Here is a 12,021-nt window from a genome sequence, read left to right on the forward strand (position 1 = left end):
GGCAGATATCCCGGGCGGGGGAGTACGTCCGCGACCAGCTCGGGTTCTTGACGAACGAATACGAATACAGCAGCGAGGGCACGTCACAGCTGGCGCCGGGATAGGTGGTGTCGCGCCAGGTTCCGCCCACCCGGTCGCCGCGTTCCAGGATCACGACGTCGTCGACCCCGGCGTCGGCCAACCGGATCGCCGCCCCCAGTCCGGTGAAGCCGGCTCCGATGACGAGCACCGCGTGGGCGCGGTCGGCGGCCATCATCACGCGGCCGGCCGGTAGGTGAGTTCCTTGAACCAGCTGGGCACGGGTTTGAGCAACGGCTTGGGATAGCGGTCCGACAGCCACACCATCGAATTGGCCAGCAGGTGGTAGGGGTGGGCGGGGTTGACGACCATCGCGGCGTGTCGCTTGAGCAGTTGGTATGCCGGCACCCGCGAGGTGCGCTCACCCCGCTCGCCGAGCTGCTTGAAGCGTTTGACCGCGTTGTAGAGGCGCTCGGGCTCCATGCCCATGCCGGCCATCTCGTTGCGGACGCGATTGAGCAGCGGGATATACATCAGGGTGCCGACGATCACGCCCGGCGACGCGACTGTCCCGACGAATTCGATGGCAAGTTTGCGGGCCCTCGCGTGGCCGATCATGTCGAGCACCGCGAAATCGACGGCGATGTGGCGTGATTCGTCGTTGTTGATTTTCTCGAAGACTTGATGGCACACCGGGTCTGCAACGGTGTCGAGCAAGAACTTCAGCAACGCGCCGTCGAGGGCGACCTCCAGCATCGGTATCACGGTGCCCAGCACGGACAACGGCATGTCGTCGGAGTAGGCGTCGAGCCACTGGATGGCGAGCCGGATGTTGACGTTCGGCTTGGGAACTTCGCCGTCGTCGAGCATGCCCCAGCGCTTCATCAGCGCCATCTCGGCGTTGGCGTGCCGTTGCTCCTCGGCGTGGAAGTACCGGTAGATCTCGGCCAGTGTCGGGTTGGGCGCCTTCTTGGCCAGGGCCGCGAATCCGCGGGCGCCCACGTTCTCGATCCAGCACAGGTCGGCCATGAAAGCCTTGAGCTTGGGCCGGAATTCCTCCCGGATGGTGTCGGCGCCGGGCGCGTCCCAATCGATGTCGGCGAGCGCCCATTGGCGGTCCTTGATCTTGGCGAGCATGGCTTCCATGTCGATGGCCACTGGGAGCTCCTTTGCTTTGGTCAGGGCAGGTTGATCCGCGAGGCCAGACCGGCCGCACGTGTATAGGCGTGTGGTGTCAGGCGTTTGATGCTCCAGCCGATTTTGGCGTCGAGCTGTGGCATGCAGTAGAGGTCGCCGCGGTCGTGCGCGTCCAGGCAGATCCGCGCGACTTTGTCCGCCGAGAATCCGGTCCAGCGCATCAGCTTGTTGGCCAGTTCGCTGGATTCCTCGCTGATGCGGCCGGATTCGACGATGTTGGTCTTGACGAAGGTCGGACACAGCACGGTTACTCGCACGCCGGTGCCTGCCAATTCGGCGGCCAGGGTCTCGGACAGTGACAGCACGCCGGCCTTGCTGACGTTGTAGGGGGCCATTCCCGGCGCCGCGCCGAACGCCGCCGCCGACGCGACGTTGATGATGCCGCGGGGGGCGGGCGACGGCTCCCGGAGGATCGGTGCGAAGACGTGGCAGCCGTGAATGGGGCCCCACAGGTTGATTCCGATGGTCCATGCCCAATCGTCCAGGGGCGTATCACCGATGGCCGCGCCGCCGGCGCCGACGCCGGCGTTGTTGATCACCAGCGTCGGGCATCCGGAAAACCAGGCCTGTGATTGCCCGGCCAGCGCCCGCACGTCCTCGAAGTGCGAGACGTCGCAGCGGATCGCCGTCGCACTGGCGCCCAGTTGGGTGATCGCGTCGGCCGTCCGTTGGGCGGCCGCTTCGTCGATGTCGCTGCAGACGACCCTGCCGCCACGGCGGCCGAGTTCGATGGCGAAGGCCGCCCCGATACCGCTTCCGGCGCCGGTCACCACCGCGGACGCACCGCGGCTGGTCTTCGGCCTGCCCAGCAGTCTGTCCAGCATCGCTCAGCGCACCTCCTGCGTTGTGACGCGTGCATCCTGCAACGCGTGGGTGACGAAGCGCGCGACGTAGCCCATTGCCGCGGCGGCTTCGGGCGTCATCCGGGGCAGCGCCTGAAAGACGTGCACCTGGTGTGGCCAGATCTGCAATTCGCAACGGCCGCCGGCGGTTTCGATGTCGGCGGCGAGCTGACGGGCGTCGTCTTGCAGCATCTCCGCGCCCCCGGCCTGGATCAATGTCGGGGGAAGCGGAGGGCCGCCGGCGACGTTGAGCGTCAACCGCTGGTGCGCGGGATCGACGCCGGCGTGATACATGCCGACCAGGCGGGCCGCGTCGGCCGCCCGGATCGCGGGATCGCGGCGCAGTCGTTCTCGGGCGAGACACAACTCGAAGCTGAGGTCGTACAGCGGGGAGAACAACGTCAGTGCGGCGGGGTGATCGGCCACCACCTCGGGTTGCAGCAACATGTCGACGGCCAGATGGCCGCCCGCCGAATCCGCGGCGACGACAAGCCCTTTCGGCGACAAACCGCACGAGTTCACCAGCCAGTCCCAGCCCGAGCGCACGTCGTCGGCCGCGGTGGGGAAGCGGTGGCGGGGCGCGAGTCGATAATCGATGCCGAACACCGGCAGACCGGTCAGTGACGACAGCCAGGATGTCAACCGGCGGTGCGTCTTGGCCGAGCACACGGCGAAGCCGCTGCCGTGCACGTAGTAGACGGCGCCCGCGGAGGTGGACGACCGCGCGGTATCACTTGTCGGCGTGCGGGGCCCGTAAACCCATTCGCCCTTAACCCGGCGACCGTCCGGCAGCCTCGTGTCGACGTGTTCGACTCGGGTGCCCGCCAGTGAGGGCCCGAAGGTGCCCATGATCCGGGCGACGATTTGGCGCGACAGCCACAGGCCCCACGCCCGCTCGGGCGGTAGCAGGCCGGTTACGGGCCGCAGGGTGTAAGCACTTACCGCTGCCGCGCCGCGGGACCGCAATGACCCGCGGGCCGGAACACCGTCCGCCATGCCGGGAAGTCAATACCAAATGGTGACATTAGTCAATGGCAGCTTTTAGGGGTCGGGTGCTTGCTTCGCAACGCGCGGCATGCGCGGGCCCATCGGCTCCCCGTCGCCGTCCAACTACTCGAAAGCGATGACGCCCCGGATGTTCTTGCCGGCGCGAAGGTCTTTCATGGCCGCGTTGATGTCGTCGAGCTTGTACTTCTGCGTGACCAACTCGTCGAGCTTGATCAGGCCCGCCTCGTACATCGATAGCAGCTTGGGCATCGCTTCGCGCGGGTTCATCTCGCCGTAGAGCGCCCCTTTGAAGGTCTTGCACGAGTTGACCATGTCGCCGAGCATCATCGGGACCATCATGTCGGTGATCTTGGCCATCCCGGTCAGCACACAGGTTCCGCCCTTGCGCAACAACATCATCGCCGTAAAGATCAGGTCGGCCGGCACCACCCCGGGGGTGAGAACGACGCGGTCGGCCATGACTCCCCAGGTGATCTCCTTGACAAGTTCGACCGCCGCACCGGCATCGACGGCGGTGTGGGTTGCGCCGAACGTCGGCGCGATCTGACGTTTGAATTCGTTGGGGTCGACGGCGACGATGTGCTTGGCGCCCGCGACCTTCGCGCCCTGCACCGCGTTCATGCCGATCCCGCCGACACCAATCACCACGACGGTGTCACCCGCTCCCGTGCCTGCCGCGACGGATCCCGAGCCGAATCCCGTTGTCACACCACAGGACACCAGGGATGCGGCCTCCAAGGGGATCCAGTCATTCACCTTCACCAGCGAACGCTCGGACGCCACCACGTACTCGGAGAACGTGCCGACCTGCATCATCGCCATCAGATCCTCGTCGCCGAGGTGGCGTCGCCGGGTGCCGTCGGTGGTCATTGCCTTGCTGTAAATGTCGGAGCCAATGTCGCACAGGTACGTGTGCCCGGTGGCGCACCATCGGCAGCTACCGCAAGCAGGCAGGAACGAGATCGCCACATGGTCGCCAGGTTTGAGTGTCTTCACCTCGGGACCGACCTCTTCAACGACACCCGAGCCCTCGTGGCCGCCGAGCATCGGGAACCATTCGGGTACCGGAATGCCGGACGCCCGCATCATTTCTTCCATCTCGGCCGTCGGCACACTGTCGCCGGTGTAGAAGTGCTCGTCAGAATGGCAGATGCCGGCGTAGGCCATCTTGACCAGAACCTCGCCGGCGTGCGGAGGATCGAGCTCGACGTCGGTGACTTCCCAATCGATACCGACGCCGCGTAACACCGCTGCTTTGGACTTCATTGTCGCTTCTTTCAGTTGGGAGTCAGGCGGCAGGCCAGCCGACGGTCTTTGTCTCGGTGAAGATTTCGAGCCCCTCGATGCCGCATTGTCGTCCGACACCGGACTGCTTGTAGCCGCCGAACGGCGCGTCCGCGCCGTACCAGAGTCCGCCGTTGATGCCCAGGGTGCCGGTTCTGATCCGGCGTGCGACGGATTTCGCGCGATCTAGATCAGCGGCGAACACCACGCCCGACAGGCCATAGATCGAATCGTTGGCGATGCGCACGGCGTCGTCGTCGCCGTCGAACCCGATGACCGACAGCACCGGCCCGAAGATCTCCTCCTGGGCGATCGTCATCTTGTTGTCGACGTCGGCGAATACCGTTGGCTCGACGTAATAGCCCTTGGGGAGATGCTTGGGCACCCCGCCGCCGGTGACCAGTCGGGCGCCTTCCTGCTTACCCTTCTCGATGTAGCCGAGCACGCGGTCATGCTGCCTTTTGGAGACAAGTGGACCCTGCAGCACCGACGGGTCCGTGGGGTCACCGTATTTGTTGTTCTCCATCGCTGTCTTGACGATTTCGACCGCTTCGTCGTAGCGCGAGTTGGGGACCAGCAGTCGGGTGGGCATCGCGCAGCCCTGCCCGGCGTGCATGCAGATGAAGGCGCTGCCGCCGACCGCGCCGCCGATGTCTCCCTCCTCGTCGAGGACGAGGTAGACGGACTTGCCCCCGAGTTCGAGGAAGGTGGACTTGATGGTCTCGGCGGCCGCCGCCATGATGCGCCTGCCGGTAGCGGTCGAGCCGGTGAACGCCACCATGTCTACCAGTGGCGAGGTCGAAATCACCTCTCCGACGGAATGATCGGACGACGGGACGATGTTGATGACCCCGGGCGGGATGTCGGTGTGTTCGGCGATGATGCGGCCGATTCTGGTGGCGTTCCACGGTGTGTCCGGGGCGGGCTTGAGCACGCAGGTGTTACCCATCGCCAGGATGGGGCCGATCTTGTTCAGGATGATCTCGAAAGGAAAATTCCAGGGCGTGATCACACCGACGACTCCGATCGGCTCCTTCCAGACTTCGCGGGCCGTCAGGCTGCCCAGGCCGAAGGCGTCCTTGTCGGGAAGCGGCCGTTCCCAAGCGAATTCACCGATCATGTCCGCAGGCCAGGTGAGCGCTTCGCGGAGGGGGACGTCGAGCTGCGGTCCGTAGGTGGACAGCACGGGGCAGCCGACCTCCGCGACGAGCTCGCCGCGTAAGTCCTCACGTTCGGCTTCCAGCGCCGCCTGCAGCTGCCGCAGGCCGGCGGCCCGCGCCTCGCCATCGCGTGACCACGCCGCGTTGTCGAACGCGTGCCGTGCCGCAGCGATGGCGCGTTCCATGTCGGCGTGGGTGCCGTCGCAGGTGGTGCCGAGCACCTCCTCGGTCGCCGGATTGACGTTGTCGAATCGCCGCCCGGATACGGACTCGACGAGCTTGCCGTCGATGAGCATGCGCGGTTCGTGGTTCACCAATTCCGAAGCTCCTTCACTGCATCAGAGGCGCGTGGGGCCAGAGTCAGATGTGGGATGAAACTGCTTTTGCCGCAACGGATAACGGAATCGACAACGTCAACCAGGTGCTCGACGTCGACGAGGCCGCCGAGCATGTATTTGTTATCCATCCAGTATCTGATAGCCGCTTCCAGGGCGTCGGGGTCCCACGCCTTGTTGAACTCAGTCTGCGCGTCGCCGGTGCCGCCCAGGCTGTCGCCGACGGCCAGACGGGTGAAGCCGATCTCCGGATGCTCGATGCGCCAGGCCTCGACAAGCTTGTCCAGCGCCGCCTTGGACACCGCGTATGCGCCGAGCAGCGGCCACGGCGTCGTGTACGACGCGCTGAGCGACGAGAGGTAAACGGCACCGCCCGCCGCCGCGGCCAAATGGGGCGCGGCCGCGGCGGTGACGAGTGAGGCGCCGGTGACGTTGGTGGCGAACAGTTGCGCCCACTGTTCCGCGGTCACCTCGCGCAGCGGCGCGAGCACACCCATGCCGGTCGTGTAGACCAGGGCGTCGAGCCCGCCGAGCGCGCCGACCACCTCGGACATCGCCGCCTGGCAATTGTCGGCGACGGTGACGTCGCAGGCGACGGCCACCGCGCCGTTGCCGGCTTCCCCGGCGGCATCGACCAGCCTGTCGTATCGCCGCGCCAGCAGCGCGACATGCGCGCCTCGCTGGGCAAGCCCTATGCCGATGCATCGTCCGAGGCCGGCGGAGGCACCGACGACAGCGACCCGCAGCGGGCTTTGTCCGTTGTCAGACATCGAGCTTGGCGCTCATAGTGCCGAGGGTCGCGCCCGCGGTGCGTTCGAACCGGCCGTGGTCGAAGCTACGGATCTCGACATCGTGGTCACCGGCTTCGGCGCGCAGGGCGCCGACCGTGCATCGTTCTCGGGTGCGGTGCTGGAACGGGTCGAATGAGTACCAACGGCATGCGTTCTCATACGTGATCTTGTTGATCTCGTCGTCGGGGAGGTCAACCATGACCAAGGCAAGCTCCTCGGCTGCCGCGGGCCACGACGAGTCCGAGTGCGGGTAGTCACACTCCCAGGCGATGTTGTCGATGCCGATGTCATGGCGCAGTTTGACGCCAATCGGGTCCGCGATGAAGCAGGTCAGGAAGCGCTCCCGGAACACCTCGCTGGGCAGTTTGTTTCCGAAGTCCTGGCCGGTCCACAGGTGATGCATTTCGTAGGTTCGGTCGAGGCGGTCGATGAAATAGGGAATCCAGCCGGTGCCACCCTCGGACAGTGCGAAGCGGACGTCGGGAAACTCCTTGATGACGCGGGACCACAGCAGGTCGGCGGCCGCCGAGCAGATGTTCATCGGTTGCAGGGTGATCATTACGTCGACGGGCGCGTTGTCGGCGGTCATCGTGATCTTGCCGGAGGACCCCAGGTGGACCGAGAGCACCGTGTTGGTGTCCGACAGAGCCCGCCACATCGGATCCCAATACTCGTCGTGGAAGCTCGGGAAGCCGAGCGTCGCGGGGTTTTCGGTGAAGGTGACTGAGTGGCAGCCTTTGGCGGCGTTGCGGCGGATCTCTTTGGCGCACAATTCGGGATCCCACAGCACGGGCAGCCCCATGGGCAGGAAGCGCCCGGGATACGAGCCGCACCATTCGTCGATGTGCCAGTCGTTGTATCCCTGGGTGACGGCGAGGGCGAGGTCCTTGTCGGTGTGGGTGGCGAACAGCCGGCCCGCGAAGCCGGGGAAGGACGGGAAGCACATCGATCCCAGCACGCCGCCCGCATCCATGTCTTTGATCCGCTCATGAATGTCGTAGCACCCGGGCCGCATTTCGTCGAAAGCGGTCGGCTCGACGCCATACTCCTCGCGTGGGCGTCCCGCCACAGCGTTGAGCCCGATGTTGGGAATGATGGCGTCGTTGAAAGTCCACACCTCCGAGCCGTCGGGCCGGCGGATGACCCGGGGCGCCGCGTCCGCGTACTTGCTTGCAAGCCTGCCCTCGAACAGGTTCGGCGGCTCCACCAGGTGATCGTCGACGCTGACCAAGATCATGTCTTCGGGCTGCATGAGTCTCCTTGCACAGAGGTTGAGAACGAGGCTATCAGATTGGCAGAGTAACTATTTCGATTTCTGGAAATATTCATTTCCACTGGTGACGTGGCCTCCACACTTCGGCAACGCTCAGCGCCGCGGCGTCGCGTGCGGCTCGACGGCAAACGAGAGCAGTAGCCGGTCCAGGATCCTGGCGGCCCGGCGACGCGCGCTCTTGGGGTTTGCGGAGTGCGCGACGAGCAGCGAGGCCTCCTCGAGCGCGGCGATGAGCATGTGCGTCAGTTCCCCGACGGGTTGATCGTCGATGGTGCCCTCGGCGATCGCCTCGCGGACCACCTCGTTGATCAGGGCGATGCTGTTGCCATTCTGGATTTCGCGCAGGGTCTGCCAGCCCAGCACCACCGGTCCGTCGACAAGTATCACCCGCTGCACCGCGGGTTCCATTGCGGCTTCAAGGAATCCGTGCAATCCACGCGTGAGCCGTTCCCAGGCGTCCGCGCCCGGCGGGGGAGCGGCAATGGACCGGAGGGTGAGATCGTTTTCGACGTCTTCGAATACCGCTCGAAAGAGCTCGGCTTTGTCCTTGAAGTGGTGGTAGAAGGCGCCGCGCGTCCCGACGCCCGACCTCGTCACGATGTCGCTGATGCTCGTGTTGAAGAACCCGTGTTCAACGAACAGCTCGCGACCCGCGTCGATCAGGTCGCGACGGGTCTGCTCGCCCCGGGCGCGTCGATCCTCGTCCGCCCCGCCACGCTTCGCCATGCCGACGATCGTAGCAACCTTCAGTTTGAATGTTGAGCGTCGGGACGTGCCGCCTCAGCGCACGATCCCGCGAACCGTCATGAGTCCAAGATCGGCGTGCGACTTGAAACCCGGCGGCGCATCGCAGATGGCGGGGATGGAGTTCACGGGCTCCATCGCGGTCCATGCGTAGCCTATGTAACCGGGCTTCGCGTGCTCGCGCGCCTGCGGGCTGCCGCGCAGGATGAGCTCGGTGCCGGGGTCACCGTCGATCACCACGCGGTAGTGGTAATACGGTTCCCAATCGGGCCTCGGGTCGATGGCGTCGTGCTCGATGAACGAGTAGAGCTCGTGCAAGGTGATGAACGGCCTGCCGTCCACCCACGCCGTCCAGAGGTGATGTTGGGATGCGACGGTGCCCGTCTTGATCACACCTCGCAGGCCGGGCATGTCCATGTCCGCGGTGCCCTCGTACGGGATGTCGCGGGTGGCTAGGCCCAGTTCGACGTCTGTCGTGAACTTGTCGACACTCTTGCCCAAGCCTTCGACCACCATCGTCAGCGATTGCGCGAACAACGACCATGCATCTTGAAAGAGATTGCCCTTGGCGAACTCGTCCGGTGTCTTTCCGAATCCCATCTCGTCCAAGTACTTCAGCGTGTCCTTGTTGAAGTTCACCGCCTCGTAGATGTGGATTTGGTCGGTCTTGCCGACGATCCGGGCCAGCGTCAGGACGAGCAGGTCCGCCGCGTAGCCGGGGTGGATGCCGCCTCCGTGGAACGACGTTCCACCGTCTTGGCACGCCGCCTCGATTTTGTCGATGTCGGCGCTGTTGGTTTCCGTCCGATGCCACCAGGCCCCACCCGAGGCGACGACGCTCTTTCCGCCGCGCAGCAGTCGGCAGATCTCGTCGACGTCCGACCAGAGGGGCGCGTAGAACACGCAGTCTGCGTCAAGGCCCTCCAGGGTGGCCTTGTCCGTGGTTGCGAGCACGCCGATCGGCCCCACCCCGACCAGCTCGCCCGCATCCTTGCCAACTTTCTCCGGGCGGTTGCAGAGCACTCCGACCACCTCATAGAGGGGATTGTGGGCGAAGTGGCGCAGCGCCAAGGTCCCGACATTGCCCATGCCCCACTGGATCACGCGATATTTCTTCTCGGCCGCCGACACGCTCGATTCCAGTGGTGATGTGAGCGTCATGGTGTCCCCTTCGCGTGAGGCCAGACGGGAGCGAGCACTCCGGAAGCCGAATATGCAGTTTCGCGAATCATTGTTTCCGTACGGTGGCGATTACACAACCTTCATCCGGTATGTTGCCGCTATGGCAGACGACGGCGTTCGCGCGTACGGTTCGGTCGCTCCCCTGAAAGTCGGCTTGCTCAACGATTATCCGACTTCCGGCGACACGGACAACGACAGCATCGACGCCCTGCGGCTGGTGATGGATGAAGCGTTGTCCTCCGGGCTGATCGACCGGCCGATCGAACTCGTCACCCGAAACGTGGTGGGCTTGCCGAACGGCACCTACCTCGCGGTCGAACGTGCCTTCGACGAGCTGGTCGCGGAGGGATGTCTGGCCATCTACGGGCCGTGGGTATCGGACAACGTGGTGCCGCTGCGCTCCCATGTCGAGGCCACGGCTCGCGTTCCGATCGTCACCCTGTCGGGGTCCGAGGGTGCGCTCGGAGAGTGGTGCTTTGCGCTGAACAACGGCTCGATGGCCGAGGAGCCGGTGATGCTGGCGGCGGTGATGATCGGGGACGGGCGGTCGAGGATCGCGATCGCCTATGAGTCGTCACTGATCGGAAAGGAGTACCTCGCCTTCGCCGAACGAGCCTACGACGCCGCCGGCTTGAAGGTCGTTGCGACCGTGGCAATTCCGCAGGTGGAGGCCGACAAGGCCAAAGCGGTCGCCGCGCTGAGTGCGTCGGAGCCCGACGCGTTGGTGCACGTCGGGTTCGGGCATGGCCTGTGGGGGTTCACGGACGCGCTGCTGGCCGCCGGCTGGGACCCCCCGCGGTACACGACGACGGCCTTCGAAATGGCGCACATCAACGCGGAATGGAGGCGGCAGTTGTCCGGCTGGATCGGCCTGGACAGCTACGACGAGCGCAACACCGTCGGTCAGGCCTTCCTGGACCGCTTTGAAGCCAGATACGGTCGTCGGCCTGGTCATTCGATGCCGGGCCTGTCGCACGACGCGGCGACCGTGATCGTGCGCGGCCTCGCGGCGGCACGCCCGCTCACCGGGGAGGGAGTGAAGAACGGGCTCGAGCAGGTCAAGCTGATCCCGTCGGCCAGCGGCGCTCCCGGGACGTTCCTGCGGTTCGGTCGGTTCATCCGGCAGGGCTGGATGGGATCCGACTATCTCATTGCCCGCAGGGTGCTGCCGGACGGCAGTGCGCATGTCTTCCACGCGGCGCCGAGCGACCACATTGCCCGCGCGGTCGCGCGCGCCTCACGCTAGTTGGATCGCGCCGAATACCGCCGCGGTCACGATGCCGGGCGGTTGGGCGAGCACATACGGAATCGCGCGAATCGCGCCCATCGCGATCATCAGGTGGCCCGGCATGGCGTGCTGACCGGGTTGCGCCGTGCCGTCGAATCCCACGTCGAGCTGGAGTTCGAAGCTCGGCTCGCCTTTGATGACCGCGCGGATGAGGGGCGCCTTCTCGCCGGGCGCCAGCGGCGCCATGCCCCACTGGGGGAGGTCGCGGGTGAGGACCCACTCCTCGTGAATGGCCAGCAGCGGACGGCCCGACCAGTGCCCGACCCAGGAAAACCTCTGCCCGACAACCGTTCCCGCCTCGATAGTGCCGGCGGGTACCTCGATGTCGTGCGGCAGGGTGGTGGCGTCGACCGCCACGTCGATGCGCGACAGGGTGATCCCGAGGACGTCGGCCGTGGCGTTGAGCGCCTGGCGGTACGCCATATCGAGCTTCTTGATGATCGGGGAATCGATGCTGACGTCTTCCGGCGGTCTCCCCATGCCCATCAGGTCGACCAGCATCGGCCGGCTGTCCACGGCCGAAACGTCAGTTGCCTCATAGAGGTCGATCCGGTCGATCGTCTTGCTCAGCCCCGTCACCGTGGCGACCAGTCGCTCGAACATGAACCCGGGGTTCTCGCCGGCAGCATGGAAACGCGACTCACCTTGTCGGCACGCCTCGACGAACGCGGACTCCGTTTCCGCCCCATAGGTCGGCAAATGGTTATACGACGTCGTAGTGATGACGGTGCTACCCGAGGCGAGTAGGCGGCAGATGTCCTCGGCGTTCGTTTCGATCGCGTGTGCTTTGCTGGCCGTGTGCACGACGACGTCGGCGCCCAGTGCGACGATCGCGTCCTTGTCCGCCGTCGCGATCACGCCGGTCGTCGGCGGGAGACCACACAGCGCGCCCGCATCGA

12 protein-coding genes are annotated in these 12,021 nt (G+C 65.5%); 1 reads left to right on the top strand and 11 read right to left on the bottom strand.

Features of this window, described 5'->3' with window-relative positions; genetic code table 11:
* The 10 genes from A9X05_RS01490 to A9X05_RS01535 form a co-directional block, all read right to left on the bottom strand.
* Positions 1-259, bottom strand: a 259-nt coding sequence (locus A9X05_RS01490) for an FAD-dependent oxidoreductase (protein WP_156736190.1), incomplete at its 3' end; no start/stop codon positions are given.
* On the bottom strand, positions 256-1,176 hold the full coding sequence (locus A9X05_RS01495) for a reductase (protein WP_067747569.1): 921 nt from the start codon (positions 1,174-1,176) through the stop codon (positions 256-258). The genes A9X05_RS01495 and A9X05_RS01490, both read right to left, overlap by 4 nt.
* Positions 1,177-1,196: 20 nt before the next feature.
* A complete protein-coding gene (locus tag A9X05_RS01500) occupies positions 1,197-2,039 on the bottom strand; it encodes an SDR family oxidoreductase (protein ID WP_067778678.1) in 843 nt (280 codons plus the stop codon).
* A gap of 3 nt (positions 2,040-2,042) precedes the next feature.
* Positions 2,043-3,053: an alpha/beta hydrolase gene (locus A9X05_RS01505; RefSeq protein WP_082970835.1), complete on the bottom strand. Its 1,011-nt coding sequence runs from the start codon at positions 3,051-3,053 to the stop codon at positions 2,043-2,045.
* A gap of 114 nt (positions 3,054-3,167) precedes the next feature.
* Positions 3,168-4,331, bottom strand: a complete 1,164-nt coding sequence (locus A9X05_RS01510) for an NDMA-dependent alcohol dehydrogenase (protein WP_067747573.1) — start codon at positions 4,329-4,331, stop codon at positions 3,168-3,170.
* 22 nt (positions 4,332-4,353) lie between these two features.
* A complete protein-coding gene (locus A9X05_RS01515) occupies positions 4,354-5,805 on the bottom strand; it encodes an aldehyde dehydrogenase family protein (RefSeq protein ID WP_067747660.1) in 1,452 nt (483 codons plus the stop codon).
* Between the two features lie 14 nt (positions 5,806-5,819).
* The gene (locus A9X05_RS01520) at positions 5,820-6,614 is read right to left on the bottom strand and encodes an SDR family oxidoreductase (RefSeq protein ID WP_067778681.1); all 795 of its coding nucleotides are present in this window, start codon (positions 6,612-6,614) and stop codon (positions 5,820-5,822) included.
* Positions 6,607-7,887: an amidohydrolase family protein gene (locus A9X05_RS01525; RefSeq protein ID WP_067778684.1), complete on the bottom strand. Its 1,281-nt coding sequence runs from the start codon at positions 7,885-7,887 to the stop codon at positions 6,607-6,609. The genes A9X05_RS01520 and A9X05_RS01525 overlap by 8 nt, the downstream gene beginning before the upstream one ends.
* Before the next feature lie 114 nt (positions 7,888-8,001).
* Complete coding sequence (locus A9X05_RS01530; protein ID WP_067778687.1) at positions 8,002-8,634, bottom strand: TetR/AcrR family transcriptional regulator; 633 nt, start codon at positions 8,632-8,634, stop codon at positions 8,002-8,004.
* A 54-nt stretch (positions 8,635-8,688) separates the two neighbouring features.
* Positions 8,689-9,813 carry a dihydrodipicolinate reductase gene (locus A9X05_RS01535; protein ID WP_067778690.1) on the bottom strand — a complete coding sequence of 375 codons (1,125 nt, stop codon included), beginning with the start codon at positions 9,811-9,813 and terminating at the stop codon, positions 8,689-8,691.
* A gap of 121 nt (positions 9,814-9,934) precedes the next feature.
* Here A9X05_RS01535 and A9X05_RS01540 point away from each other — a divergent pair, with 121 nt between their 5' ends.
* Positions 9,935-11,080 (top strand): ABC transporter substrate-binding protein, encoded by a 1,146-nt coding sequence (locus tag A9X05_RS01540; RefSeq protein WP_067747583.1) that lies wholly within the window; start codon positions 9,935-9,937, stop codon positions 11,078-11,080.
* Here A9X05_RS01540 and A9X05_RS01545 read toward each other — a convergent pair.
* Positions 11,072-12,021: dihydrodipicolinate synthase (locus A9X05_RS01545; RefSeq protein ID WP_067778696.1), on the bottom strand; the 950-nt coding region annotated here is incomplete at its 5' end. The genes A9X05_RS01540 and A9X05_RS01545 overlap by 9 nt on opposite strands.

Origin of the sequence: Mycobacterium sp. E3298 (assembly GCF_001666895.1) — a bacterium.
GTDB lineage: Bacteria > Actinomycetota > Actinomycetes > Mycobacteriales > Mycobacteriaceae > Mycobacterium.